This window comes from Microbacterium sp. LMI12-1-1.1 (genome assembly GCF_040676455.1).
Classification (GTDB): domain Bacteria; phylum Actinomycetota; class Actinomycetes; order Actinomycetales; family Microbacteriaceae; genus Microbacterium.
Map to the genome: position 1 here is coordinate 860,804 of NZ_JBEGIA010000012.1, position 25,889 is coordinate 886,692.

Sequence of the window (25,889 nt, forward strand, 5' to 3'; positions counted from 1 at the left end):
CGGTCGCTATTGGCGGGCCATTGCGATCCGCACCCGCTCGTCCGGGTCGATCAGGTGATCGTGGTCGTCGGCGCCGAGGTCGATCTGCACCCAGTTGATGCGGCCGCGGAACCGGCTGGTCTGTGGCGTGTAATCGTCGCTCACGGGTGTGCCCGACTCGTAGCCGATGTCGGTCGTCTCGTCGGCCGAGAAGACCATGGGCTGGGTCATCTCGACGCGGCCGGTGCCGACCGGGGCGCCGTCGTAGTAGATGGTGACGTCACCGCCCTTCGCGAGGCCGCCGCCGTCGTAGGCGAACTCCGCCCGCACCTGGTGGGTACCGGCGGCGACGGGACTTCCGGCCGAGATGGTGAAGCGGTGGATGCCGAGCGTGTTGTACATGAAACGGGCGGCACCGTCGAGAAGGTAGAGGCTCCATCCTCCGAACCGTCCTCCCTGCGCGATGATGACACCCTGTCCGCCGTGTTCGGGAATGTCGACCTCCGCGGTGACGGAGAAGGAGCGGTTCTTGATGCTCACGACGCTGTTCTCCGAGAGCCGGCCCATCCCGGGGAAGAAGAGCTGCGAGTCGCCGCGTATGAGTGTCGGTCGTCCGGCCATCCCGGGGTCGAGGCGCTCGGCGGTGCGGTCGTCGAGCGGCAGCACATTGTACTTGACCGCCTCGATCAGCCAGAGTCTCTGCAGTTCGTGCAGTTTCTCGGGGTGCTCCCTCGCCAGATCGCGCGCCTGGCTGTAGTCCGTCGCTCCGTCGTAGAGCTCCCACACGTCGTCGTCGAAGGCCGGCAGTGCGCCGCCCACCATGACCCAGGGCGTCCGGTGCTTGGTGACGGCGCTCCAGCCCTGGTGGTAGATGCCGCGGTTGCCGAACATCTCGAAGTACTGCAGGTCGTGCGACTCGGGGGCGTCGGCGTCCTCGAACGCGTACAGCATGCTGCGGCCCTCCATGGGCGACTGCTGCACGCCGTTGACCTGTGTCGGCTCGGGAAGCCCGGCCGCCTCGAGGATCGTCGGTGCGATGTCGATGACATGGGTGAACTGGGACCGCAGGCCACCCTTGTCGTGGATCGTCCGCGGCCAGTGCACGATCGTGCCGTTGCGGGTGCCTCCCCAATGCGAGGCGACCTGCTTGGTCCACTGGAACGGGGTGTCCATCGCCCACGCCCAGCCGACGGCGTAGTGGTTGTACGAGGTCGGCGAGCCGAACTCCGCCATCTTGGACCGCATGAACTCGGGCGTTTCGAGCGCAGCCATGCCGTTGAAGTTCGCCATCTCGTTGAAGGCGCCGTTGACCGTGCCCTCTGCCGAGGCGCCGTTGTCGCCGATGATGTAGTAGACGAGAGTGTCGTCGAGGATCCCGAGATCCTCGACCGCGTCGAGGACTCTTCCGACGTGATGGTCGGTGTGCTCGAGGAACCCCGCGTACACCTCCATCTCGCGCTCGAGCACGGCCTTCAGGTCCTCGGGCATGTCGTCCCACGCGGGGATCTCGTCGTGCCGCGCGGTCAGTTCGGCGTCGGCCGGGATGACGCCGAGCTCCTTCTGGCGTGCGAACGTCTTGTCGCGCTGCGCGTCCCACCCGTCCGCGAACTCACCCTTGTACCGGTCCGCCCATTCGGCCGGCACATGATGTGGTGCGTGGGTGGCTCCCGGCGCGAAGTAGACGAAGAACGGCTTGTCGGGAGCGAGCGCCTTCTGTGTGCGGATCCAGCCGATCGCCCGATCGGCGAGATCCTCGGTGAGGTGGTAGCCCTCCTCCGGCGTCGCGGGCGGTTCGACGGGCGTCGTCCCCTCGTAGAGCGCGGGCTCCCACTGGTTGTTCTCGCCGCCGATGAAGCCGTAGAAGGTCTCGAACCCGCCACCTCCGGACGGCCACGCGTCGAACGGGCCTATCGGCGAGGACTGCCATACGGGCACCTCGTGGCACTTCCCGAATTGGGCGGTCGAGTAGCCGTTGAGCTTCAGCGTCATCGCCAGCGGCGCCTTCGTATTGGGGCGCAGCGAACTGTTCCCCGGGGCCGAGGTCGCGGTCTCGGTGATGCTTCCCATACCCACGGAGTGATGGTTGCGGCCGGTCAGGAGCGCCTGCCGCGTCGGCGCGCACAGGGCCGTGGTGTGAAAGCGGTTGAACGTGAGGCCCCCGGCCGCGAGTCGCTCTGCGACTGGTGTGCGGCACGGGCCGCCGAACACGCTCGAGGCGCCGAAACCCACATCGTCCAGAAGGATGACCAGCACATTCGGCGCGCCCGCGGGTGGCAGCAGCGGCTCGATGGGCGGATACGCGGTTGCGGGGTCCTTCGCGTCGTAGGTGGTCAACCCCGGGCGCGGCCGGTCGGGAATCGGGAGCATCGTGCGGGCATGGCGATCGACAGTCATTGTCTTCCTCCTCGGTTCCCCAAGCGCACGCTACCGCACACCGCCGCGCGCACATCACCTCATCTGAGTGAACGGATGCCGGCGCGAGCGTTGCACAGAGCGACGGTCGACTTCCCGCCGGTCTCCCTCGCACCGAACGACAGCGCCCGCCTGCATCGCAGGCGGGCGCTGACGACGGACGAGATCAGGAGGTGACGGGCTCCGGGTCGACGGGCGTGGTGGTCACCTGGGTCCCCTCTGCGACGCCGCGACCGAAGGACCGGCCCTGCACGACCGCGCCGAGGTCCAGTCCGGTGGCCGCCTTGACGCTCTCGAAGGTCGCCGTGAGGCTCGCCGACTGCTCACGGGCCAGGTGCGTCGCCGCGCTGTCGCCGCCGATCATCGTGATGGTGCCGATCTTCTCGTAGCCCTTCGCGAACTCCGCCATGAGCTGCGGCAGCTGTCCGATGATCTCCTTCGCGAGGATCGCGTCCTGGTTCTCGCGCAGTGCAGCCGCCTCGGCGGCGACGGCCTCGGCGACCGCATTGCCGCGAAGACGGATCGCCTCCGCTTCGGCCTCCGCCTGCACGCGAACCGCGGCGGCCTCGGCTTCGGCCTTCATCCGGACGGCTGCAGCCTCGGCGGAGGCGGACGCCTCACGCGCCTCGGCCTGCGCCTTCACCGCGTACGCCTCGGCATCTGAGCGCTCCTGGGCGACCTTGCGGTCCGCTTCGGCGTTCTTCTCGCGCTTGTAGGCTTCCGCGTCGGCGGCGATCTGCTGCTGGTAGGCCTCGGCGTCCGCCAGCGTCTGCTGCTTGTACTTGTCGGCGTCGGCGACCTTCTTGACCTCGGCATCCAGTCGTGCCTGGGTGTTGTTGGCCTCTTGCAGGAGCACGCCCTGCTCGGCCTCGGCGCGGGCGAGGTTCTCGGACTGCTCGGCCTGCGCGTTCGCCCGGCCGACCTCCGACTTCGCGGCGGCGGTGTTCTTGTCGAGGGCGGTCTGCTCGATCAGGTTGGCCTCGTCGGCGGCGAGCTGGCGCTTCTTCACCTCGCGCGTGGCGTCGATCTCTGCGACATCCGCTTCGCGCTTGACGCGCTGCACCTCCTTGGCGCCGAGCGCGGAGATGTAGTTGTTCTTGTCGGTGATGCCCTGGATCGCGAACGAGTCGAGCACCAGCCCCTGCGCGAGCAGATCGCCGGAGATCCCCTGCGCGATCTCGTCGCTGAGCTTCTGCCGATCCTGCATGACCTGCTCGACGGTCAGCTTCGCCACGACGCCGCGCAGCGCGCCTTCGAGCTGCTCGGTCGTGAAGACGACGATCGCATCGTCCTGCGACGCGAATCGCTCCGCGGCGCGGCGGACCTGGTCGGGCGTCGAGCCGATCTTCACGAGGGCGACGCCGGTCAGGTCGATGGTGACACCGTTGATGGTCTGAGCGGTCGGCTCGAACTTGATCTGCCGCGACCGCAGCGAGACCTTGTCGGAGCGCTGCGTCAGCTTGTTGACGAACGCACCCCGACCGCTGATGACGGTCATCTTGTTCGCTTCGCCCTCGGTGCTGTCGCGGGCCTTCTTGCCGACGATGACGATGGCCTCGTCGGCCTTGGGCACCTGGTACCAGGCGCGGAACAGGATGAAGCCGATGAGGACGACGACGAGGATGACTCCGGCAGCCACTGCGATGCCGATGAGGCCGAACAGATCCATGTGGGGGTTCTCCAGGTTGAGCCCGCCGATTGCGGGCCATGCACCGAATCTATGCGCAACCAGGCATGTCCCTCGACCGCAGGGGCCGGAAGCGGGTCGCCAGCGCGCCGTTCAGCGTCCGTGCCGCCTCGAACCGCTACGCATCCGCCGGCGCGGTGACTTCGCGAGCCGTGTCGGCCGGCGGGCGCTGCGCCCTGCTCAGCAGCACGAACGGCACGGCGACCGCCGAGATCACACCGCTCCAGAGCAGCGATGCGCCGTATCCTCCGACATCCGCAGCTCGTCCCAGCACCGGCTGGAACACGACCCCGCCCGCAGAACCCATCAGCGAGTCGAAGGAGAGCACGGTGGCGCGCTGCTTCGAGGGGATCATGTCGTTGAGGTAGGCGCGGTGCACGGGGTCGTCGATCGCCGACGCGATGCCCCAGAGCGCCACCAGCACGAGAGCGACCCAGAAGTTGCGGATCAGCCCGAGCCCGATCAGCACCACGGCGCTCGAGATCGTGGCGAGGAGGATCGCCGAGGTGCGGCGGCGGAAGAGCCGGCGCGCCCAGGGTGCCAGCGCGCCGCCGACGATGGAGGCCCCTGACAGCAGAGCCGCCGCGAGCCCGGCGATCGAGTAGGCCTCCTCGTCGCCCCACAGCTCCAGCAGATACGGCTGCAGCGCATAGAACACGTAGATGCCCACACCCGCGGTGAAGGGGCTCGCGAGCATGAGCCAGCGCACCGGCGGATCGCCGAGGCCGTAATGGAAGGACGCCCGCAGCACCGTGCGCGTCGCCCGCAGCGGGCTCTGGCTGCGGTCAGGTGTGAAGCCCAGATCCCGCATCAGGAGGGCGGCGACGACGAACATCACCAGCAGGATTCCGCCTCTGACGAGGAAGGGCACGCCGAGGTTCGTGACCTGTGCGAGGACACCCCCCAGCACCGAGCCCGACAGCATCGCGATGCCGCCGACGATCTGCGCCCGGCCGAACACCGTCTCGAGGCTGCCCGGATAGCCGGTTGCCTTCAACGCGTCGACGAGCCACGCATCCACGGCGCCGGAGAAGAACGTGAAGCCGAGTCCGAGCAGCACGGACACGATCGCCCAGGCCCAGAACGGCGAATGCCAGACCCACAGCAGCCAGTACATGACGGTCGTCACCGCCAGCGTGATGGTGCCGAGCAGATACGACGCCCGGCGCCCGACGGTGTCGGCCACGACGCCCGTCGGGATCTCGAAGATCAGCATCCCGGCGGTGAAGAAGGCATTCGCCGAGAAGGCCTCGAGGTTCGTGAGCCCGGCGTCGAGGAGGAAGAGGGTGTTGATGCCCCAGATGAAGGACGCTGCGAGCGTGTTGCCGAGCATCAGCGTGTAGTACGTGCCCTGCACTCGGCGGGGAGTGGGCAGCGATGGCGCGGAACTGGTCCTGGAGATGGCGGCACCGCCTCTTTTCCACGGGGTCTTCGGCCGACACCGCGACAGTATCCCTCCCGGCCGAAGCCGTCCACGGGGTCGCCGCGGCGGGCGCTCGCGCCGCTATACGGAGGCGGGGCCGGCGAAGCCGGTCGCGCGGGTGTCGGCGCCCACGGTCTGGTTCATGTGCTTCGCGATCCGCAGCACGACGGCACGGTCGCCGATGCGGGCGCCGTGCAGGGCGTTCTCGAGGGCGAGCTCGAACCGGTTGACGTCGGCCAGCCGCCGCAGCCAGACGGCCAGGATGAGGTTGTAACGACTGGCCGCGGTGATCGCGAGCCGCACCTCGGGCACGGACGTGATGGCGGTGCGGGCGACCTCGAGCACCTGTGCCGGTGCCTCGACGAAGTACCAGGCATAGATGGGCCAGCCGGATGCCGCGCGCGCCATGTCGGTGCGAAAGCGCAGGCTTCCCCTCGCGCGAAGCGTCGCGAGCGCATCGGCCACACGCTGCGGCGCGAACCCGCTGCGCTCGGCGATCGTGGCGATCGGGACGCGGCCGTCCGCCCACACCTCGCGCTCGATCGCCTGCCGCAGGTCGTCGGGCACGCGCTGCGCCGCACGGGGCCGCGGCGGCCTCGGTGGGCGGACGCCCTGGGCCTCGGCCGGTTCCAGCGCGCGCAGCCGCCAGCTCGCGCCGTCGATGAGCGTCTCGTTGACGAGGTGCGTGCGCACCGATCGGACGCCGTCGAGCCTGCCCAGGCGGTGCAGTGAATAGTCGGACAGCCCGGCGATGTCGGGGGCGAAGACGATCGCCATGAGATCGCGTGACCCGGAGGTGACGTCGAGAACGTAGACCGCGGGGTCGCGCTGCAGCTCCTGGATGACGGCATCCATCTTCGCCCGCTCGCAGTCGATCTCCATGATCGACACCTGCCCGATCGTGGGATGCCCCGTGACCCACGCGATGCCCTCCTCGCGCAGCCGTGCCCACCGGCGCGCGAGCGTGCTGGCGTCGACGCCGATGACGGGGGACAGCTCGTTCCAGCTCGCACGCGGCTCGATCTGGAGGGCATGGACGAGTCTTCGATCGATCGGATCGAGGGTGATCTCCTGCACTGGCGGCCTTCCGAGAGGGCATCGGTAGCGCAATTCTGACGCATCGAACATCGATCTAGCGCAGATAGCCCGCGGATTCACGTGTTCGAAACATGCACAAGCGCACCATTGCCGCATCGATCGCACCGACGAAAGGACCATCGTGAGCCTCATCACGACCGACGCCGTCACCCTCACCGAGTTGAAGCGCCATGCCGCCGACAACGTCGAATCACGCCGTGACGAGCTCATCGGCCTGAGCCACGCGATCCACGAGAACCCCGAGCTGTCGTGGCAGGAGCACCACGCCGCAGCCCTCGTCGCCCGGGCGCTCCAGGACGCCGGCTTCGACGTCGAGGTCGGGGCGTACGGCGTCGCCACCGCCGTCGAGGCGGTGTACGGCACCGGCGACCTCACCGTCGCGATCTGCGCCGAGTACGATGCGCTTCCCGGCATCGGCCACGGCTGCGGGCACAACGTCATCGCCGCCTCGGGAGTGGGCGCGGCCCTCGCGCTGGCACCCCTCGCCGACGCGGCCGGCGTGCGGGTCAAGCTGCTCGGCACGCCTGCGGAGGAGCACGGCGGCGGCAAGGTGGCTATGCTTCTCGCCGGCGCCTGGGAAGACGTCGACTTCTCGCTCATGGTGCACGGCATGACCGGAGAGGACATCTCGGCGACGGCCTTCAGCGCGACGGCCGTCGACCGGTTCGAGGTCGTCTTCCACGGCAGGACCGCACACGCCGCCGGCATGCCGGAGCAGGGGCTCAACGCCGCGTCCGCCGCCGCGATCGCCCAGACCGCCGTCGCCTTCCTCCGCCAGCAGCTGCCCAAGGACACGAATCTCAACGCGTACGTCTCGCACGGCGGAGAGGCGACGAACATCATCCCCGACCGCGCCGTGGTGCAGGTCGAGCTGCGCGCGTACGACATCGACGTGTGGCGTGACATGAAGAAGCGCGTGCTCTCGTGCTTCGAAGGCGCGGCCATTGCGACGGGATGCCGCTGGGAGTGGTCTCCGACCGAGCATCCCTACGCGCCCGTGAAGCACGACGCATCGCTCGGCGCCCTGTGGGACCGCAACCTCGTGGCGCGCGGCCGCACGATCGGCGAGGCGAAGATGGGCGGCGGCTCCACCGACATGGGGAACGTGTCGCAGGTCGTGCCCTCGATCCACCCCACCATCGCCTTCCTCGGACAGACGGGCCCCGCCCACAACCCCGAGTTCACCGCTGCTGCGGCCACCCCCGCAGCCGACGAGGCCGTCATCGACGCCGCCACGATCCTCGCGTGGACGGTGCTCGACGTCGCCTTGGACGACGCCCTGCGCGCCGACCTGCTCCACCGCACCGCCGAGCGCCCCGTCGGGGCGACCCGGACCACGCTCGAGGCGTGACCGGCCCCGCTGACGCGGACCGTACCGCCTCCCCACCTGGAGAACCCGACATGACCGCTCCCACCCACGAAGGCAACGTCGCCTCGACAGGACCGCAGTCTCCCAGCCGCCTTCAGCAGACGGCATCCGTCATAGCCCTCGGATTCCGCAGCCCGCGGCTGTGGATCCTCATCGCACTCGTCGTCGCCATCTCGGCGGCTGCGCAGGCGATCGGGCCGATCGTCATCCCTATCGGCATCGCGTCGGTGACGCTGCTGCCGATGATCTGGGGCATCACCGCGGGCGCCGTCGTCTCGGGGCAGCGTCTCAAGCCGCTGCCGATCGACCTGCAGCAGGCGGCCACCGTGATCATGGGCGTCGCCGTGCTCTTCCTCTGCGCGCGCCTGTCGTTCACGATCGGCCCGAACATCCCGCTGCTCCTGCAGGCCGGCCCCGCGCTGCTGCTGCAGGAGGTCGGTCACCTGTTCGGCACCATCGCACTGGCGCTCCCGCTCGCGGTGCTGCTGCGCATGGGGCCGGCGACCGTCGGCGCCACGTTCTCGATCGACCGTGAGGGCTCGTTCGCGATGGTGAGCGAGCGCTACGGCTCCGACTCGCCGCAGTACCGCGGAGTCCTGTCGATGTACGTCTTCGGCACCATCTTCGGCGCCGTCATCGTGAGCCTCATCGCCTCGATCGCCGCTTCGCTCGGCATCTTCGACCCGCTCGCCCTCGCGATGGGTGCGGGCGTCGGCTCGGGATCGATGATGGCGGCCGCGGCATCCGTCATCGTGTCGGCCCACCCCGACATGCAGGACCAGGTGCTCGCGCTCGCCGCCACCTCGAACCTGATCACGGGGGTGCTCGGCATCTACATCGGGGTCTGGGTGTCGCTGCCCCTCGCCGACCGCTTCTACAAGCTCCTCACCCGCAACAAGGACGCGGCGCTGCCGGGCCGACGGTCGAAGGCCAAGGGCGCCATGCCGACGGCGGCGGTCAAGACCGTGGCCGAGACGGTGCTCGAGAAGCCGAACGTGCGCGTGCCGCTCTGGGTGTCGCTGCTCATCATCGGCTTCGCGGGCCTGGTCGTCGCCGCGATCGCGGCGAAGGGCTTCTCGTGGGACATGGTGATCGCGTACCTCGTCATGGGCGCACTGGTCGCGGGCGGAATCGGCCTCGCCAAGGTGACCCGCGGCAAGGTGCCGGCGATCATCGTCGTGATGACGGTGGGCGCGTTCCTCACGTCGCCGATCTCACCCGTCGCCGGGTGGTTCACGACGGTCTCGGACACCATCGACTTCCTCTCGCTCATCACCGTGATGCTGACGATCGCAGGCTTGAGCCTCGGCAAGGACCTGCCGATGCTCAAGAGCATCGGCTGGAAGATCATCCCCGTCGGGACGGTCGCCATCACGGCGTCGTTCATCCTCTCGGCGATCGTCGCCGAGTTCGCGCTGGGACTGTGGGGCTGATGACCGGCACCGCCGTCCAGGTCGAGCGCGGGGTGTACACCTCCGCGCTCGACCTCTTCTCGATCGGCATCGGCCCCTCGAGCTCGCACACCGTCGGCCCGATGCGTGCGGCCGCCGACTTCCGCGACCGTCTCGCCGACGGCGGGGTCCTGGCAGCCGTGGTCCGGTTCGGCTGCCGCCTCGACGGCTCGCTCGCCGCGACGGGAGTGGGACACGGAACTCCGGATGCCGTCATCGCCGGCCTCCGCGGACACCGCCCCGAGACCGTCGACCCGGCGGTCGTCCACGGCGCCTGGGCGCTTCTCGAGACGGGTCGTGTGCTCGACATCGGCGGCGTGCGGTTCGCACGCGGCGACATGACGTTCGCGCCGCGCGAGCGTCCGCACGGGCATCCGAACTCCCTCACGCTGCTCGCGGAGCTCGCCGGGGGCGGCGTCGTCGAGGAGACGTATCTGTCGGTCGGCGGCGGCTTCATCCGGCGTCTCGGCGAGCCCACCGTGGCGGAGTCGGCGGACCCCCGGCCGGTGACGTCGGCGGCCCCCGCCTTTCACAGCATGCGGGAGCTGCTCGACCTCTCGCGCGGACGCAGCATCGCGGATGTCGCCTGGGAGGCCGAGGTCGCCGTTCACGGCGCGGTCGCGGCCCGACGCGGGCTCGATGCGATCTGGATGGCGATGCGGGCGTGCATCGAGCGCGGCCTCCACTCCGACGGCGTGCTGCCGGGCGGCCTGCGCGTGCCGCGCCGGGCGGCCGCGGCGTGGCGCCGACTCGCCGAACGGGGTGAGTCGACGGATGCCGCGGAGGCGGTCTCGGTCTACGCACTCGCGGTCAACGAGGAGAACGCGGCGGGCGGACGAGTGGTGACCGCGCCGACGAACGGCGCCGCGGGCGTTCTCCCCGCCGTGCTCTACCAGTCGGTCGCCGCCACCGGCTTCGCCCCCGAGCTCATCCGCCGGTTCCTGCTGACGGCGACCGCGATCGGCTCGATCATCAAGGCCAACGCCTCGATCTCGGGCGCCGAGGCGGGCTGCCAGGCGGAGGTCGGCAGCGCCTGCGCAATGGCGGCCGCCGGGTTGACGGCCGTGCGCGGCGGCACGCCCGCGCAGATCGAGAACGCGGCGGAGATCGCGATCGAGCACCATCTCGGCCTCACGTGCGACCCGGTGTCAGGGCTCGTGCAGATCCCCTGCATCGAACGAAACGCGGTCGCCGCGTCGACGGCGATGACCGCGAGCCGCCTGGCGCTGCTCGGCGACGGCAGCCACATCGTCGACCTCGACACCGCGATCGAGACGATGCGGCAGACCGGCGCCGACATGTCGTCCCGCTACAAGGAGACCAGCGCGGCAGGGCTCGCCGTCAACGTCGTCGAGTGCTGACCCCGTCCCCGAGATTCGACCCGTTCCCGTTCACGGGCCGGCGGTGCAGGGGGCATCGGGGACCGCGCTGCGGGTCGCGGCTTCAGCCGTACCACTCGCCATAGCTCTGCGCCCGGCGGTGGTGAACCGTTCCCCCGTCGATCGGGGCCGTCTCATGGCCTGCCAGTTCGTGCACCCAGGGCGGGTGCTGGTCGATCGTCACCGAACCCGCGCCGGCCGTGAAGTACGCGGCGATGGGAGGACTCCCCACGAATGCGGCCGCGAAAGCACCGGCACCCTCGAGGCGCACGAAGGCGTCGCGCGAACGCAGGTCACGCATGAGCACGGCAAATGCTTCGGGATCGACGGATGCTGCTTCCTGCGGCGCGCCGGGCACCTGCGAGCCCAGCTGGCCGACGAGTTCTTGACGCTGCGAAGGTGAGAGCCGCGAGTACGCGGCTGCGTACGCCTTGTCGGCGACGCTCGCCGGAACGTTCCCCAGAACGTAGGCGTAGCGGGCGATCTGCTCGTCTTCACTGATCGCGTGGTGTGCGTGCCGCCTCTTCACGACCCCTCCTGCCCGATAGGCGTCAGACTACGCCCGCCCACGCACACCGTCGATGGGCTCACTGATCAGGTCCGCACCTACCTTTCCAGCACCGCGAGCTGCTGCGTCGCGCGCGTCATCGCGACGTAGCGGTCCACCGCGCCCTCGATCCCCTCGCCGAACCTCGACGGCTCGACGAGCACGACGAAGTCGAACTCCAGGCCCTTCGCGAGCTCCGGCGTCAGCGAGCGCACGCGGTCCTGGGCGACGAACGACGGGTCTCCGATGACACAGGCGGTGCCCTCGGGATGCGCCGTGAGCCAGGCGCTCAGGATGCCGTCGCGCTCCGCCGCACCGGCGCGGAGCACGGGGACTCCGCTGGAGCGGATCGACGTGGGCACGTTCGCGCCGGGGATCGCGACGCGGATCACCGGCTCGGCCTCCGCCATGACCTCGCTCGGCGTGCGGTAGTTGATGGTGAGAGACGCGATGCTCACGTCGGTGAGCCCCGCGTGCTCGAGTCGCTCCTGCCACGACTCTCGGAACCCGTGCCGCGCCTGGGCCCGATCGCCGACCACAGTGAAGCTGCGCGACGGGCAGCGCGCCAGCAGCATCCGCCACTGCGCGTCGGTGAGCTCCTGCGCCTCGTCCACGATGATGTGCGCGAACGGCCCCGCCAGCAGGTCGGGGTCGTGCGCGTCGACCACCGAGTCGTCGACGAGGCTGTTGCGCAGGTCGTCGCCGTCGAGCCACTGCATGATCTCGTCGCCGGCCTCCTTGAGGCGGTCGACCACCTGCGCCATGTACTCGCGCTCCTGCGCGAGCTTCGCCTCGCGCTCCCGCCGACGGCGCGAGGCGCCGGGGTCGCCGAGCCGGCGCCGTGCCGCGTCGAGCAGCGGCAGATCCGACGTTGTCCACGCGGTGGCGTCGCCTCGCTGCAGCACAGCCGCTTCTTCGGGCGTGAGCCACGGTGCGCAGCGGCGCAGGTAGGCGGGCACCGACCAGAGGTCCGACACGAGGACGGATGCCTCCACCAGCGGCCACGCACGCCCGAACGCTCGGGTCAACTCCTCGTGACGCGCGAGCGCTCGCCGCAGCTGATGCGGCGGCACCTCCTCGCCGTCCGCCTGGTCGGTGAGGATGTCGAGAACCGTCTCCCAGACCTGGTCCCGCGCCTCGTTGTGCGGCGTACCGGGCTCGGCCGACACGAACGCCTCCGCCCAGTCCTCGGGACTGAGCCACAGCTCGGCCCACGGCGTCTCGACGACGAGGCCATCGGCGGGCGGCTCCTCGTACAGTCGCACCGCCGGCTCGATCGCGTCCACCATGCGCGCATCGGCCTTGAGCCGCTCGACGACCGGGTCGCGCTCGGGCTCGGCGGTCGTGCCCTCGGCGACGAGGTCGCGCAGCGTGCACGTCTGCACGCTCTCCTCACCGAGGCTCGGCAGCACGTCCTCGACGTACGACAGGTAGGCGGGGCTCGGGCCGACGAACAGCACGCCGCCGCGGCCCTCGCCCAGATGCGGGTCGGAGTACACGAGATACGCGGCGCGGTGAAGCGCCACCACCGTCTTGCCGGTGCCCGGACCGCCGTCGACGACCAGCGAGCCACGCGAGCCGGCGCGGATGATCGCATCCTGATCCGCCTGGATCGTCCCCAGCACGTCGCGCATGCGCGGCGAGCGGCTCGCACCCAGACTCGCGATGAACGCGGACTGGTCGTCGAGCGCGGCGCTCTGCTCCAACCCGTCGGCCGTGAACACCTCGTCCCAGTAGTCGGTCACGCGGCCGCCCGTCCACCGGTAGCGGCGACGACTCACCAGGCCCGAGGGGTGCGCATGGGTCGCCGCGAAGAACGGCTCGGCAGCCGGCGTGCGCCAGTCGACGAGGAGGCGCCGGCCACCGGCATCCGTGAGTCCGAAGCGGCCGATGTAGACGGTCTCGGAGCCGTCCGCGGGCACCATGCGGCCGAGGCACGCGTCCATCGTGAAGCGGCGCAGCACGCGCAGGCGTGCCGAGAGGCGATGGATCTCGAGGTCGCGCTCGAGACCGGCCTGCCCGTGCCCGCCGGGGCGCCGACGGAGCTCCGCAAGGCGCTCCTCGAGGCCGTCGATGGAGCGGGCGAGGCTCTCGGCGATGGCGGCGAACTGCCGTTCGTCAGCGCTGATCAGCGCGGGGTCGGACTTGGCGGAGAGGCGTTCGGGCAGCTGGAAAGGGCTGGTCTGGATGGGATTCACGGCATCTGCTCCTGGCGGACATCGCGACGCGGCGTTCGGTGAAGGAAGGGGCGGGGTGGCGTCGCGATCGACCAGTATGCGCCCCCAGGGGGCCCTTGCCGCAAGGCCCCCTCCGCCCGGTATCCTGGAAGTGCGGGCGGGGGGGAACTCAGTTCGAACGGGCGGTCGCCCGCAGGGTTCCCGGCTCCAGACCCAGCGTCCACTCGGCGACGTCCGACACGAACTGCTCGTGCGCGCCGTCACCGGCATCGTGGCTGTTGTTCACCGAGGCGCTCTGCCCATCCACGGCCATCAGGATGCGGATGCCCGCCGCGTGCGCATCGACGGTGGCGAACTCGCCGGCGCTGATGCCGTGCGCGATGATGTCGACGATGCCGGCCCGGTTGAGCGCCTCCTGTTCGACCAGCGCCTCGTTCAGCGGCCGGCTGAAACGCGAGAGGTGGCGGGCATTCAGCCACAGCCGCGCGAGATCCCACGAGTCTCGGCTCTCGAACCCGGTGACCAGGCGTGCCAGCCGCTGCGTCGCGGTGCCCTCCCTCGGGAAGAGCTCGGCGCGCTCGGCGGCAGCCGCGCGCGCGAACGCGGCGACGACGAGATCCTCGGCGGCGGGGAAGTAGTGCGTGATCAGCCCCGGACGCACGCCGAGCGGGTCGGCGACCGCGCGCAGGGTGATGCGCTCGAGGCCCTCGGTGAGCGCGATGTCGGCCGCGGCCGCCAGGATCTCTTCGCGCCGCTCTTCCGGCCGTTTGCGAACCCGTCGCGCATCGCCGCTTGACACCATGCCGTCCATGCTATTGGATGTGTGACCAATAGCCTATTGTCCACACGGCCAATAGAAACCGTGTCCCGAGAGCAACGAAGCCGCGGTCCGAGCACGTCGTCCGGTCCGCCCGAGAGGATCACCGTGTCACAGCACCCGCAGACCGCGCAGGCGCCGGCGCCACCGGCCGAGTTCGTGGACGCCCCGAACCAGCCCGAGACGCGCGGCATCGAGCTGATCGGAGCCGGCGAGCGTCATGGCCGGGCTCGCGACCTCTTCTTCGTCTGGGCGGCGCCGAGCGTCAGCATCCTGAACTTCACCGTCGGGGCCACGCTCGTGCTGCTCGGGCTGGAACTGTGGCAGGCGGTGCTCGTCGTGATCGCCGGATCGGTGCTGTGGGTCTTCCCCGGCCTCATCGCGATCAGCGGGCCTGCGGCAGGCACCTCGGGTTCGGTCATCACGCGGGCCATCTACGGCATCATCGGCAACAAGCCCGTCGTGGCGTTCACCGGGTGGCTGATCGGAGCGGTGTTCCTGGCGCTCAACTGGCTCGCGTCGTCGTTCCTGGGCGCGGGCCTGCTCGCGGGAATGGGGCTGAGCGACCCCGTCGTCGTGCCGATCGCCGTGACGCTCGTGATCTCTGCGCTCACCGTGCTCGTGGCGGTCTACGGCCACGCGCTGATCCTGCGCGTCTACTCGTGGCTGACGATCGTGCTGGCCGTCATCTTCGTGACCGTCGCGGCGTTCATCCTGCCGCAGGTCGACTGGAGCTTCCAGCAGCCTGAGCCGCTGTCGGGCGTGCCGCTGTGGTCGGCGATCACGATCGGCTTCACGATCATCGCCTCGTCGCCGATCTCGTTCATCAACAGCCCCGACATCGCGCGATACCTGCCGCGGTCGACGAAGCCCTCGCACATCATCTCCGCCACCGCCCTCGGCGGAGCGCTGCCCGGCATGGTGTTCACGATCGTCGGAGCGCTGCTGGCGACCGTCGCCGCCGGCGCGGTGATGGAGGCCGGCATCGAATCCGCTCTCCTCGCGATGCTGCCCGCGTGGCTCGGGCCGGTCCTGGTCATCGGCGTGATCACGAACACCATCGCGCTCAACGGCATGACCACCTACACCTCGAGCATGGCGCTGCAGGCCATCGGCATCCCCATCCGCCGCATCCCGGCCGCGGTGGTGGTGGGCGTCATCGGCACCGCGCTCACCATCTACCTCGTGCTGTCGACGAACCTTCTGGATGCCGTCAACCTCATGCTGCAGTTCCTCGTCATCGTCTCGGCGCCCACGATGGCGGTATTCGTCGCCGACGTCGTGATGCGCCGCAACCGCTACGACGGCGTCGAGCTCTTCGACGAGGAGCGCGGCGGCCGCTTCTGGTACAGCGGCGGATGGAGCATCCCGGGCATGGCCGCTGTCGTGATCGGCGGCATCGCGACCGCGCTGTGCCTGTCGACCGAGGTCTGGACCGGGCCCATCGCCGAGAGTCTCGGCTACGTCGATCTCTCGGTGCCGGTCGGGATGCTGGTGTCGGTCGGCGTCTACACCGTGCTGCTGCGCACGCCGCTCGGAAAGGCGGGGCGGCCCGCCCGCGTCTGACGTCCTCCGCGCAACGGGGTATTTTGAACGAGGTTCACTTACACCGCGCGCGACGGGAGACGACGACGATGCCGGACCTCGACCCCGATCACGCGCGCGCCCGCGGTGCCTTCGGCGTGATCGCGATCGTCGGCGATGGGCGTGTCGGCCGGTCGATGGCTGCCGCACTGCGGGCCGCGGGCGCTGAGGTGCGCGGACCGCTCGGCCGCGGTGACACCGCGGACGGTGCCGATCTCGTGCTGCTGGCCGTTCCGGATGCCGAGATCGCGGCAGCCGCGGCTGTGATCGTGCCGGGACCCCTCGTGGGGCACTTCTCGGGTGCGTCGACGCTCGAGCCGCTCGCACCGCACGAGGCGTTCAGCATCCATCCCCTCACGACGGTGGCGGGTGCGGCCGTGTCGTTCGACGGGGTTCCGGCCGCCGTCGCCGGCTCGACCCCTCGCGCCGACGCTGCCGCACGTGCCCTCGCGGACGCCCTGGGGATGGCGCCGTTCGAGGTCGCCGACGCCGATCGCGCCGCGTACCACGCGGCGGCATCGATCGCCTCGAACTTCCTCGTGACACTCGAGTGGTTCGCCGAGGACCTCGCCGCGACGGCCGGGGTCCCCCGCCACGCGTTCGCACCGCTCGTGCGCGCGACCGTCGAGAACTGGCATGCCGGCGGTGCCTCGGCCCTCACCGGCCCCATCGCGCGCGGCGACGACGAGACAGTGGCACGCCAGCGCGCGGCGGTGCGGGAGCGCATGCCCGAGCAGGCCGAACTCTTCGACGCCCTCGTCACGGCGACGCGGCAACTGGCCGCCGCGCACGCCACGACGGTCGTCCGTGGTTCGGGACCCGCAGCGGGGGAGACCTCGTGGTGATCGTCGTCCGAACCGTCGCCGACCTGCGCGCCGCCCTGCGCGAGCGCCGCGGCGGATCCATCGGCCTGGTGCCGACGATGGGCGCGCTGCACGAGGGACACCTCACGCTCGTGCGGGCGGCTCGCGCCGACAACGACACCGTCGTGATGTCGATCTTCGTGAACCCCGCGCAGTTCACCGAGCAGGCCGACCTCGCCGCCTACCCGCGCACCGAGGAGCGCGACGTCGCGCTCGCCGAGGAAGCCGGTGTCGACGTGGTGTTCGCCCCGGACGGCGGCGAGATGTATCCCGACGGCTTCTCCACGACGGTGAGCGTGACCGGATCCGTCGCCGAGACCCTCGAGGGCGCCCAGCGCGGGCGCGCGCACTTCGACGGCGTCGCGACCGTCGTGACGAAGCTGCTGCTCGCAGCGCTCCCCGATGCCGCCTACTTCGGCGCGAAGGACGCGCAGCAGGTCGCGGTGCTGCGCCGGCTGACCGCCGACCTCAACGTGCCGGTCGAGCTCGTCGTGTGCCCGACGTCCCGCGATGACGACGGCCTCGCCCGCTCGAGCCGCAACGCGCGGCTGTCGCCCGATGAGCGCGCACGCGCGCTGGCCATTCCGCGCGCACTTCAGGCGGTGACGGATGCCGCGGCATCCGGCATCCGTGATTCCCGCGCGCTGCGCGACCGGGCGCTGGACGTGCTGGCCCAGGGGATGATCGCGCTCGAATACGTCGCGTTCGTCGACCCGGAGACGTTCGAGCCGGTTCCCCAGGTCGATCGCCCGACACTGGTCGCCATCGCCGCGCGCGTCGGCGCGACGCGGCTCATCGACAACACCGTGATCGACGCAGGAGGTTCGTGATGCGCCCGCAGGTGACGCTTCGGCGGCTGGAAGACATGAAGGCCGGCCACGAGCCCATCGTCATGGTGACGGCCTACGACTATCCGACGGCGCGGGTCGCCGAGCGGGCCGAGGTCGACATGGTGCTCGTCGGCGATTCGGGCGCGCAGGTGGTGCTCGGCTACGACTCGACCGTGGCGGTCTCGATCGACGAGATGCTCGTGCTCGCCCGCGCGGTCCGTCGCGGCGTGCGGTCGGCGTTCGTCGTGTGCGATCTGCCGTTCGGCTCGACCGAGGTGTCGGACGAGCAGGCGGTCGCGACAGCGGTGCGGTTCGTCCGGGAGGCGGGGGCCGACGCCGTGAAGCTCGAGGGCGGCGGCGAGGCGCGGCTGAGCCGCATCCGCGCGATCGCTGCGGCCGGCATCGCGGTCGTCGCGCACGTCGGGCTGACGCCGCAGACCGCGGTGGCGCTCGGCGGCATGCGCGCGCAGGGCCGCACCGCCGAGTCCGCGGCGCGGTTCGCCCGTGAAGCGGTCGCGGTGCAGGAGGCCGGCGCCAGCGTGCTCGTGGTCGAGGCGGTGCCGGCCGAGGTCGTCGACGTGGTGCTTCCTGCCCTCGACATCCCCGTGATCGGGATCGGCGCGGGTCGCGCCGACGGCCAGGTGCTGGTGATGCACGACCTCCTCGGCATCACCGAGGGTAAGACGGCGGCCTTCGTCAAGCGCTTCGCGGCCGTCGGCGACGAGATGGTCGGCGGCGTCGCGGCGTACGCGGCGGAGGTGCGCGGCGGCGTGTTCCCCGGCGCCGAGCACGGGTACAGCGCGAACGAGGCTGCGGTCTCCGCTGCCCGCGACGCGCTCGCCACGCCCGCGACGGACTGAGCGGATGCCGCGGCCCGCGGTGTCCGAACCCGTCAGCGCGGTGCGGCGCCGGTCGACTCGCGCCAGATGACGCGGTGGATCGGTCGGACCTCGGTCGGGAGGGGCTCGTCACGCAGCGCCCTGATGAGCCGTGCCATCGCGCGTGAGCCCAGGCCCTCGAGGTCGACCTCCACGGTCGTCAGCGCCGGACGCAGCAGGCGCCCGAGCGGCTGGTCGTCCCACCCGGTGACGCTGAGGTCGTCGGGCACCGCCCAGCCGCGGTCGATGGCGCCGCGGATCGCGCCGGCGGCCACGAGGTCGTTCGGCGCCACCACCGCGGTGGGACGCCCGCGGTCGGGCAGGCTCCGGATCGCTGCCATGCCCGATTCCGAGGACCAGTCGCCCTCCACGACGTCGAAGGATTCCAGCCCGAGCGTCTCGATCGCCGCCAGGTAGGTGTCGCGTCGTGCGCGGGCGGAGGCGAACTGCAGATCACCGGTGATGTGGAGGAACCGACGGTGCCCGAGGTCCGCGAGCCCGCGTATCAGTTCTCCCACGGCCGAGGCATCCGCCAGTTCGCCGATGCCGCGCATCTCGTCGTCGAAGTCGGCCGAGGCGACGATCGGAGTCCCACTCGACGCTTCCAGCTCCGCCGCGGCGTTCACCGGGGCGAAGGCGACGATGCCGTCGACCTGGCCGGAGTCCGCCAGCTCGGCGACGCGCTGCGTGCGCTCGTCCGCGCCGCCCTCCAGGCTCAGCACCTCCACGGCATAGCCGGCTGCGTGCGCGGCGGCACTGGCGCCGGCGAGCATGCGGGCCGGGCTGTACGCGAGGGTCGGCACCACTACCGCGAGCCTGCCGGTCCGGCGCGTGCGCATGGAACGGGCGACGAGGTTCGGGCGGTAGTTCAGCTGCTCGACCGCGGCCTGCACCCTCGCCTTGGTGGCGGGTTTCAGTCCGTCGGGGGCTCGGAAGTAGCGCGACACCGTCTGATGCGAGACGTCGGCGAGACGGGCGACCTCCATGATCGTCGGCCGGCGGTGCGCTGCGGTGTCTGTCATGGGCGCCTTCCCTCGACATCCATGTTGACACAGATTGTGAACCTTCACTATTCTCACTTCTCGAACTTAGTGATCGATCACTAAGTGAAGGTTCACCCCACGCTCACCGCGCAGGGATCCCGGAAAGGACGACGATGTTCACTGGCAGGAAGAAGACGGCGATCGCCGCTGCGGCGGTCGTCACGGCCCTCGGCCTGGCGCTCTCAGGCTGCGCCGGATCGGCACCCGGCGAAGCCGCAGCCACCTATGACCCGGACGAGGAGGTGACCCTGGACTTCGCGTTCTGGGGAAACGACGTCCGGGCCGAGATGTACAACGAGGCGATCGCCGCGTTCAACGAGGAGTATCCGAACATCACCGTGAACTCGACCTTCCTGGCGTGGGACGAGTACTGGGAGAAGCGCCAGACCGAGGCCGCCGGCAAGAACCTCCCGGACGTGTTCCAGATGGACATGACCTACGCCCGCCAGTACTCCGAGAACGGGCTGCTCCTGGACCTCACGCCCTACGTCGGCGACCTCATCGCCACCGACGGCTACGACGAGAGCGTGCTCGACATCGCGTCGATCAACGACACGATCGCCGGCATGCCCGTCTCGACGAACGCGATCGGAATGTTCGAGAACGTGGTCCTCACCGACCAGGTCGGCGTCGAGCCCTTCGCCGGTGGCGACTGGGAGGCGTACGACGAGTGGCTGTACCAGGCCCGGGATGCCGCCGAGGCCGCGGGACTCGAGGTGTGGGGCGGTGCGGACCCCACGGGCTTCATTCAGCCTTTCGAGCTCGTGCTCCGCTCCGAGGGCAAGTCGGTCTTCACCGAGGAGGGGGAGGTCGGCTTCACCAAGGAGGACCTCGCCGACTTCTGGAATCGTGGCGGCGCGTTGCGGGAAGACGGCGTCGTCACCCCGCAGCAGCGGATCCAGGAGGTCTCTCCCAAGGGCGCCTTCGACTCCGCCCAGGCGCTCACCGAGATCGTGTGGGACAACTTCGGCGCTCCGTACCTCGCGAACCTCGGCGACGCGTATCCCGACCTGAACCTCGTCGCGCCTCCGGTCACGGAAGAAGGAGCCAAGGACCTGTACAAGAAGGCCGGCATGCTGATCTCCGCTGCGGCGAGCACGGAGCACCCCGAGGCCGCCGCCCTGTTCACCGACTTCCTGGTGAACAGCCCCGAGGTGGGCGCCATCTTCGGGACGAACCGAGGGATGCCGGCATCCCAGACGCAGCTCGAAGGCGTGGAGCTCGACGAGACCGCCCAGCAGATCATCGACTACGAGGAGTCGATCGCCGATCGCATCGGCGACGCCCCGCCGGTGCCGATCGTCGGCTACGGCTCGGTCGAGGCCAAGTTCAAGGCGCTCGGTCAGGAGCTCGGCTTCGGGACCATCACGGTCGACGACGCGGTAGATCAGCTGTTCGCCGAGATCGACGTCATCGTCAACCAGTAGTCACGACCGAAACGGACCCCTCATGTCTTCCTCCCCCCTCCGCGTCGGGATCATCGGCACGGGCGGCATCGCGCACGCCCATGCCGACGCCCTGACAAGCCTGCGGCCGCGCGTCGAGATCGCCGGCGTGGTCGACCTCGACCGCGCTCGCGCCGAGGCGTTCGCCGAGCGCTTCGGCGTCGACCGGGTCTACCCCGGCGCCGCCGAGCTGTTCGCGAACGAGCGGCTCGACCTCGTGCACATCTGCACCCCGCCGCAGACGCACACGCCGCTCGCGATCCAGGCGATGCGCGCCGGTGTCACCTCGCTCGTCGAGAAGCCCACGGCGCTCAGCCTCGGCGAGATGGACGAGCTCGCCGCTGTGCAGGCCGAGACCGGCGTGCCGGTCCTCACGGTCTTCCAGCACCGCTTCGGCGCGGCCGCCCGCCACCTGGCGGCGCTCGCCGGAGCGGGCGAGCTGGGCCGCCCGCTCGTCGCCACCTGCGAGACGCTGTGGCACCGCCCCGACGAGTACTTCGACGTGCCGTGGCGGGGGCGATGGGATGTCGAGGGCGGCGGTCCGACCATGGGCCACGGCATCCATCAATTCGATCTGCTGTTCGCGATCTTCGGCCGCTGGTCGCAGGTGAGCGCCTTCGCGGCGCGGCAGCTGCGGCCGACTGACACCGAAGACGTCTCGATGGCGCTGGTGCGCTTCGAGAACGACGCCCTCGCGACGGTGGTGAACTCGCTCGTCTCGCCGCACGAGACGTCCCGGCTGCGCTTCGACTTCGAGTACGCGTCGGTCGAGGTGCAGCATCTGTACGGCTACACCAGCGAGGACTGGACGTTCACGCCGGCCCCAGGACACGAGCACCTCACGGCCCGCTGGGCGGAGGGCCTCGACTCAGGTGCGATCAGCGGCCACCGCGATCAGATCTCGGCCATCTTCGACGCACTCGAGGCGGGAGAGGCTCCCGGGGTCGACCTGACCGAAGCGCGCCGCACCATCGAATTCGCGGCGGCCACATACGCGTCGGCGTTCCGCGGCGTGACGGTCGAGGCCGGCGAACTCGCCGGCGCCGACCCGTTCGTCCGCTCCATGAGCGGCGGGATCGTCCCGTGGGCGCCCGTCAAGGAGGTCCTCGTATGAGCGCGCTGCGAGTCACCCATGAGTCCGGCTCTGCGGTCAGCGTCCGCGACGGGGACGTCGACCTGTTCACCTACGTCTACGCGCCCACGACGGTGGCGCTGGAGTCGCCGAAGCCGTACCTTCACCCGATCCGAACGCGGGCGGGTCACGTGGTGAGCCTGTTCCGGCCGCATGACCACGTGTGGCACAAGGGGATCGCCTGGGCGCTGCCGGTCGTGAACGACGAGAACTTCTGGGGCGGCCCCACGTACGTGCACGGCCAGTTCTACGTGCAGTTGCCGAACAACGGCGTGCAGCAGCACGAGGGCGAGATCGAGCTGGAGTCCGGCGCCCGCGCCGCGGTCTCGCACGCGCTGCGGTGGATCACGGAGTCGGGCGACGACATCTTCGCCGAGCAGCGGGAGCTGAGCGCCGAGATCGTGTCGGAAGACGCGTGGGCGCTCACGTTCGACACCCGCCTGACGAACGTCACCGCTGCGCCGATCGCGATCGGCTCCCCGACCACCCGGGGCCGTGACAACGCCGGCTACGGCGGGCTGTTCTGGCGCGGCCCGCGCTCGTTCACCAACGGCACCCTCGTCGCCCCCGGCGTCTCGGGCGCCGGCGACGAGGTGCGCGGCGCGCGCTTCGAGTGGATGGGCTACGTCGGCCACCACGACGACAGCGACGCCACGTCGCTCGTGCTCATGCTCGACGACGCCACCAACCCGCACCACCCACCGCAGTGGTTCGCCCGGTCCGCGGAGTTCGCCGCGCTGAACCCCGCCCCCTTCTTCAGCGAAGAGGTCGTCGTCGCCCCGGGCGAGACGGTGCGGTTCCGGTACGCGGTGGGGATCGGCGACGGGGGAGCGGATGCCGCGGAGCCGCTCGCCGACGCGCTGCGCGGCATCCTTCAGCCGGTCGTAGTCTGAGGCAAGAGGAGAGGAGCGAACGTGGTCGACACCGCCCCGAGCTTTCCCGGAGCGACCTCCGTCACCCTGCTCGACGTCTACGAGGACCTCGGCCCCGACGGACTCCGCGGCGGCAGCCCCCACATGCACCTGGCCTCGACCGAGTGCTACGTCGTGATCGGAGGACGCGGGGCGCTGCGCACGGTCGACCCGACCGGCGTCCGCGAGACCGAGCTGCGCGAAGGCTCCGTCGTCTGGTTCACGCCCGGGACGATCCACCGCGCAGTCAACCACGGGGGTTTGAAGGTCCTCGTGGTCATGGGCAACGCGGGACTTCCCGAGGCCGGGGATGCCGTCATGACGTTCCCCGCCGACATCGTCGCCGACCCCGAGCGATACGCTGCGGCGGCGACGCTGCCTCATGCGCCGCTGGAGGCGAGAGCGGCCGCCGCGTCGCGCCGCCGCGACCTCGCGGTCGAGGGGTTCCGTGTGATCCGCGACGCCGCGGCCGCCGGGGACTTCGGCCCGCTGCGAGCGTTCCACGCGGCAGCGGCCGCACTGGTCCGGGAGCGCGCGGCGGCGTGGTCCGACATCGTGGAGCGCGGCCCGGTCGCGCAGGCGGCGAAGAGCCTCGACATCACGCGCGCGATCGCCGGCGGCGAGGCGACGCATCTCGCCTCGGCGACGGTGTCCCTCGCCGCCGAGCCGGCAGGCGAGCGCGGCTTCGGCATGTGCGGGCGACTGCGGGCGTACGACGTGAGCGAGGCGCTCGTCCCGCGTTGACCCGGTGGGGAGCGGATGCCGCGGCCGACGCAGCCGGATCCGATCAATTCGCTGAGAGAGCCCGATGAGCTCGCCGAAGCGGCCGGTGCGATGCGCCGCCGACCGTAGGGTGGAGAGCACAAGGGGAGTACTCCCGCCTGCGGCACACTCGTCACTACGGATCCAGCGCCGGATCCCGGGTTGCCGGCCCTTCGGGGCGGAGGAGACCTTGGCGGTCTTTCACACGCCACGTCTCCGATAGGAAGGAACCTCCATGGGCTCTCTCAACCGCCTCTTCGACCTCGCCGCCAAGGCACTGGACTCCTCGGGCTCGCAGTCCTCCTCCGGCTCGCAGACATCCTCCGGCCCGCAGACATCCGGCAACGGACGCGACTGGCGCGCGATGGTGCGCGACGTCGCCGGCGCCGTCACCGGCGAGCCCCGGTCGGCGGCACCGCCCGCGGCGCCGGGCAGCTGGACCCCGCCGGCCGCGGCGACGCCGGCGCCGGGCGTCGGCCTCACGCCTCCTGCGGCGACCGGGGTCGGTGTCACGCCTCCTGCGGCGCACGTCCTCGGCGTCACTCCTCCGGCGCCGTCGGCTCCCGCCGTGCCGGGAAGCGCTGTCACCCCGACCGCCGCGGACCGCGCCGCGATCGCACGCTACGAGTACCTGCTGCAGACGTCGGACCCGCACCAGGTCGAGGCCATCCACCGCGAGGCCTTCGCACGGCTGACGCCGCAGCAGCGTGCTCAGGTGCAGGCCGGCATGCGTTCGGAGCTGCGCCCGTCGGAGCAGCCGCGCACCGCCGAGGCGCCCGAGCTGGCGCGCGCCGCCGCCCGCACCGAGGCTCTCCGACCGGGCGCGATGGCCGGGCTGCTCGCGCGGGTCGGTCGCGGCAGCCGGGCACCGCAGGGCGGTGGGATGGCGAAGAGCGCCGCGCTCGTCGGTGCCGGCGGGCTGCTGGGTGCGGTCGCGGGTGCCGCCGTGGTGAGCGCCGTCGCGGCCCCGCTGCTGGCGCAGGCGGTGGCGACGGGGATCGACTTCGACGCCGTCGCGAGTGCGGTGGACCTCGACGCGATCGCAGGTGGCGTCGACCTGGGCGGTGCGGGCGATCTCGTCTCGGGTGCGGGGGAGGCCGTCTCGGGGATCGGCGAGCAGCTGTCGAGCTTCGAGATCCCGGGGCTCGGCGACCTCTTCGGCTGATCCGTCGGCATTGCGATGGGTGGATCCCGCACATGGGTGGGGAATCCGTCCTCCGCGGTCGCGGAAGGGCCTATTTCGCGACGAGCGTCGTCTGGAAGCTGTACATGTCGGGGCGGTAGCAGTGGTGGCCGAACTCGACGGCACGACCGGAGGCGTCGAAGGCCACCCGCTCCATGGTGAGCACGGGACCGCCCTTGTCGATGTCGAGGAGCCCCGACTCGTCGCCGTGCGCGCGGCGAGCGCCGATCTTCTGGTTCGCCACGCGGATCGTCACGCCCCGCGCGCGCATGATCTCGTAGAGGCCCTTCTGCTGCAGCTGCTCCGTCGTGATGTCGGCGAAGTCGAGCGGCAGGTAGTTCGTGAGCACCGCGACCGGCACGCCGTCGGTCGAGCGCTGGCGCCGGAGGTAGACGATGTCCGAGCCGACGGGAACGCGCAGCGCCTCGGCCGTCACCGGATCGGCCGGGCGGGTGTCGTGCTCGAGGACGAGTGTTCCCGGTTCGTGCTGCGAGTTCTTGAGGTCCTCGTAGAGACTGGTCAGCTCGACCTGACGGGTGACCTGGCCTTGGACGACCTGCGTGCCGATGCCTCGCCGCCGTACGAGCAGGCCCTTGTCGACGAGCTCCTCCATCGCGCGCCGGATCGTCGGCCGCGACAGTCCCGCACGCTGGCCGATCGCGATCTCGTTCTCGAGGCGCGCGCCCGGTGGGATCTCACCGGAGCGGATCGCTCGTTCCATCGCGCTCGACACCTGGAAGTACAGCGGCACCGGACCGGTGCGATCCAGGTCGGCGAGCAAGTCGTCCAGCTTGACCACGTCGTCTGCCATCACACACTCCAAGTCCCGACAGCATAATGTCCCGACAATGCTACATCGTCGCCACTTTGTCAGTCGACCACGGTGCGGAGTGTCGTAGGCTCGATCGTTGTGTTATTG

21 protein-coding genes are annotated in these 25,889 nt (G+C 70.5%); 12 read left to right on the forward strand and 9 right to left on the reverse strand.

What is annotated here, in order from left to right:
* Positions 1-6 precede the first annotated feature (6 nt).
* The 4 genes from MRBLMI12_RS12445 to MRBLMI12_RS12460 all read right to left on the reverse strand — a co-directional run bounded on the left by MRBLMI12_RS12445 (position 7) and on the right by MRBLMI12_RS12460 (position 6,578).
* Positions 7-2,373 (reverse strand): arylsulfatase, encoded by a 2,367-nt coding sequence (locus MRBLMI12_RS12445; protein WP_363356788.1) that lies wholly within the window; start codon positions 2,371-2,373, stop codon positions 7-9.
* Positions 2,374-2,557: 184 nt separating this feature from the next.
* Positions 2,558-4,060, reverse strand: coding sequence for a flotillin family protein (locus MRBLMI12_RS12450; RefSeq protein WP_363356789.1), 1,503 nt, complete (start codon positions 4,058-4,060; stop codon positions 2,558-2,560).
* A 136-nt stretch (positions 4,061-4,196) separates the two neighbouring features.
* Positions 4,197-5,411 carry an MFS transporter gene (locus tag MRBLMI12_RS12455; protein ID WP_363357051.1) on the reverse strand — a complete coding sequence of 405 codons (1,215 nt, stop codon included), beginning with the start codon at positions 5,409-5,411 and terminating at the stop codon, positions 4,197-4,199.
* Between the two features lie 171 nt (positions 5,412-5,582).
* Positions 5,583-6,578, reverse strand: coding sequence for an Lrp/AsnC family transcriptional regulator (locus MRBLMI12_RS12460; RefSeq protein WP_363356790.1), 996 nt, complete (start codon positions 6,576-6,578; stop codon positions 5,583-5,585).
* A 142-nt stretch (positions 6,579-6,720) separates the two neighbouring features.
* On the opposite strand from MRBLMI12_RS12460, the gene MRBLMI12_RS12465 reads away from it, so the two are divergent.
* The 3 genes from MRBLMI12_RS12465 to MRBLMI12_RS12475 are packed head-to-tail and all read left to right on the forward strand — an operon-like array spanning position 6,721 to position 10,780.
* Positions 6,721-7,950, forward strand: coding sequence for an amidohydrolase (locus tag MRBLMI12_RS12465; protein ID WP_363356791.1), 1,230 nt, complete (start codon positions 6,721-6,723; stop codon positions 7,948-7,950).
* A gap of 50 nt (positions 7,951-8,000) precedes the next feature.
* Positions 8,001-9,401, forward strand: coding sequence for a DUF3100 domain-containing protein (locus tag MRBLMI12_RS12470; RefSeq protein WP_363356792.1), 1,401 nt, complete (start codon positions 8,001-8,003; stop codon positions 9,399-9,401).
* Positions 9,401-10,780, forward strand: coding sequence for an L-serine ammonia-lyase (locus MRBLMI12_RS12475; protein WP_363356793.1), 1,380 nt, complete (start codon positions 9,401-9,403; stop codon positions 10,778-10,780). The genes MRBLMI12_RS12470 and MRBLMI12_RS12475 overlap by 1 nt, the downstream gene beginning before the upstream one ends.
* 82 nt (positions 10,781-10,862) lie before the next feature.
* On the opposite strand, the gene MRBLMI12_RS12480 is transcribed toward MRBLMI12_RS12475, so the two are convergent.
* From MRBLMI12_RS12480 to MRBLMI12_RS12490, 3 genes are all read right to left on the reverse strand, one after another.
* Complete coding sequence (locus tag MRBLMI12_RS12480) at positions 10,863-11,327, reverse strand: hypothetical protein (RefSeq protein WP_363356794.1); 465 nt, start codon at positions 11,325-11,327, stop codon at positions 10,863-10,865.
* 77 nt (positions 11,328-11,404) lie between these two features.
* Positions 11,405-13,543, reverse strand: a complete 2,139-nt coding sequence (gene helR, locus MRBLMI12_RS12485; RefSeq protein ID WP_363356795.1) for an RNA polymerase recycling motor ATPase HelR — start codon at positions 13,541-13,543, stop codon at positions 11,405-11,407.
* Between the two features lie 148 nt (positions 13,544-13,691).
* A complete protein-coding gene (locus tag MRBLMI12_RS12490; protein ID WP_363356796.1) occupies positions 13,692-14,324 on the reverse strand; it encodes a TetR family transcriptional regulator in 633 nt (210 codons plus the stop codon).
* Positions 14,325-14,447: 123 nt separating this feature from the next.
* On the opposite strand from MRBLMI12_RS12490, the gene MRBLMI12_RS12495 reads away from it, so the two are divergent.
* The 4 genes from MRBLMI12_RS12495 to panB all read left to right on the forward strand — a co-directional run bounded on the left by MRBLMI12_RS12495 (position 14,448) and on the right by panB (position 18,476).
* Positions 14,448-15,905 carry a purine-cytosine permease family protein gene (locus MRBLMI12_RS12495; protein WP_363356797.1) on the forward strand — a complete coding sequence of 486 codons (1,458 nt, stop codon included), beginning with the start codon at positions 14,448-14,450 and terminating at the stop codon, positions 15,903-15,905.
* A 68-nt stretch (positions 15,906-15,973) separates the two neighbouring features.
* Positions 15,974-16,768, forward strand: coding sequence for a DUF2520 domain-containing protein (locus MRBLMI12_RS12500; protein ID WP_363356798.1), 795 nt, complete (start codon positions 15,974-15,976; stop codon positions 16,766-16,768).
* Positions 16,765-17,616, forward strand: a complete 852-nt coding sequence (panC, locus tag MRBLMI12_RS12505) for a pantoate--beta-alanine ligase (RefSeq protein ID WP_363357052.1) — start codon at positions 16,765-16,767, stop codon at positions 17,614-17,616. Before MRBLMI12_RS12500 ends, panC begins: the two co-directional genes overlap by 4 nt.
* Positions 17,616-18,476 carry a 3-methyl-2-oxobutanoate hydroxymethyltransferase gene (gene panB / locus MRBLMI12_RS12510; protein WP_363356799.1) on the forward strand — a complete coding sequence of 287 codons (861 nt, stop codon included), beginning with the start codon at positions 17,616-17,618 and terminating at the stop codon, positions 18,474-18,476. The genes panC and panB overlap by 1 nt, the downstream gene beginning before the upstream one ends.
* 32 nt (positions 18,477-18,508) lie before the next feature.
* Here the strand turns inward: panB and MRBLMI12_RS12515 are convergent, their stop codons facing one another.
* Positions 18,509-19,516 (reverse strand): LacI family DNA-binding transcriptional regulator, encoded by a 1,008-nt coding sequence (locus tag MRBLMI12_RS12515; protein WP_363356800.1) that lies wholly within the window; start codon positions 19,514-19,516, stop codon positions 18,509-18,511.
* Between the two features lie 134 nt (positions 19,517-19,650).
* On the opposite strand from MRBLMI12_RS12515, the gene MRBLMI12_RS12520 reads away from it, so the two are divergent.
* The 5 genes from MRBLMI12_RS12520 to MRBLMI12_RS12540 all read left to right on the forward strand — a co-directional run bounded on the left by MRBLMI12_RS12520 (position 19,651) and on the right by MRBLMI12_RS12540 (position 24,952).
* On the forward strand, positions 19,651-20,964 hold the full coding sequence (locus MRBLMI12_RS12520) for an ABC transporter substrate-binding protein (RefSeq protein ID WP_363356802.1): 1,314 nt from the start codon (positions 19,651-19,653) through the stop codon (positions 20,962-20,964).
* Positions 20,965-20,986: 22 nt separating this feature from the next.
* A complete protein-coding gene (locus MRBLMI12_RS12525; protein WP_363356803.1) occupies positions 20,987-22,096 on the forward strand; it encodes a Gfo/Idh/MocA family protein in 1,110 nt (369 codons plus the stop codon).
* A complete protein-coding gene (locus MRBLMI12_RS12530) occupies positions 22,093-23,007 on the forward strand; it encodes a PmoA family protein (protein WP_363356804.1) in 915 nt (304 codons plus the stop codon). The genes MRBLMI12_RS12525 and MRBLMI12_RS12530 overlap by 4 nt, the downstream gene beginning before the upstream one ends.
* Positions 23,008-23,028: 21 nt before the next feature.
* Entirely contained in the window at positions 23,029-23,769 is a 741-nt protein-coding gene (locus MRBLMI12_RS12535) for a cupin domain-containing protein (protein ID WP_363356805.1), read from the forward strand.
* Positions 23,770-24,022: 253 nt separating this feature from the next.
* Positions 24,023-24,952, forward strand: a complete 930-nt coding sequence (locus MRBLMI12_RS12540; RefSeq protein WP_363356806.1) for a cation-transporting ATPase — start codon at positions 24,023-24,025, stop codon at positions 24,950-24,952.
* 70 nt (positions 24,953-25,022) lie between these two features.
* Here MRBLMI12_RS12540 and MRBLMI12_RS12545 read toward each other — a convergent pair whose 3' ends face one another.
* Entirely contained in the window at positions 25,023-25,781 is a 759-nt protein-coding gene (locus tag MRBLMI12_RS12545) for a GntR family transcriptional regulator (RefSeq protein WP_349426218.1), read from the reverse strand.
* Positions 25,782-25,889: the final 108 nt, after the last annotated feature.

What these genes read in the sequence shown, in the direction of transcription:
- MRBLMI12_RS12445 (WP_363356788.1), bottom strand. Translation starts at nt 2,373, where the DNA reads ATGACTGTCGATCGCCATGCCCGCACGATGCTCCCGATTCCCGACCGG.
- MRBLMI12_RS12450 (WP_363356789.1), bottom strand. Translation starts at nt 4,060, where the DNA reads ATGGATCTGTTCGGCCTCATCGGCATCGCAGTGGCTGCCGGAGTCATC.
- MRBLMI12_RS12455 (WP_363357051.1), bottom strand. Translation starts at nt 5,411, where the DNA reads ATGCTCGGCAACACGCTCGCAGCGTCCTTCATCTGGGGCATCAACACC.
- MRBLMI12_RS12470 (WP_363356792.1), top strand. Translation starts at nt 8,001, where the DNA reads ATGACCGCTCCCACCCACGAAGGCAACGTCGCCTCGACAGGACCGCAG.
- MRBLMI12_RS12475 (WP_363356793.1), top strand. Translation starts at nt 9,401, where the DNA reads ATGACCGGCACCGCCGTCCAGGTCGAGCGCGGGGTGTACACCTCCGCG.
- MRBLMI12_RS12490 (WP_363356796.1), bottom strand. Translation starts at nt 14,324, where the DNA reads ATGGTGTCAAGCGGCGATGCGCGACGGGTTCGCAAACGGCCGGAAGAG.
- MRBLMI12_RS12500 (WP_363356798.1), top strand. Translation starts at nt 15,974, where the DNA reads ATGCCGGACCTCGACCCCGATCACGCGCGCGCCCGCGGTGCCTTCGGC.
- panB (WP_363356799.1), top strand. Translation starts at nt 17,616, where the DNA reads ATGCGCCCGCAGGTGACGCTTCGGCGGCTGGAAGACATGAAGGCCGGC.
- MRBLMI12_RS12515 (WP_363356800.1), bottom strand. Translation starts at nt 19,516, where the DNA reads ATGACAGACACCGCAGCGCACCGCCGGCCGACGATCATGGAGGTCGCC.
- MRBLMI12_RS12520 (WP_363356802.1), top strand. Translation starts at nt 19,651, where the DNA reads ATGTTCACTGGCAGGAAGAAGACGGCGATCGCCGCTGCGGCGGTCGTC.
- MRBLMI12_RS12525 (WP_363356803.1), top strand. Translation starts at nt 20,987, where the DNA reads ATGTCTTCCTCCCCCCTCCGCGTCGGGATCATCGGCACGGGCGGCATC.
- MRBLMI12_RS12530 (WP_363356804.1), top strand. Translation starts at nt 22,093, where the DNA reads ATGAGCGCGCTGCGAGTCACCCATGAGTCCGGCTCTGCGGTCAGCGTC.
- MRBLMI12_RS12540 (WP_363356806.1), top strand. Translation starts at nt 24,023, where the DNA reads ATGGGCTCTCTCAACCGCCTCTTCGACCTCGCCGCCAAGGCACTGGAC.
- MRBLMI12_RS12545 (WP_349426218.1), bottom strand. Translation starts at nt 25,781, where the DNA reads ATGGCAGACGACGTGGTCAAGCTGGACGACTTGCTCGCCGACCTGGAT.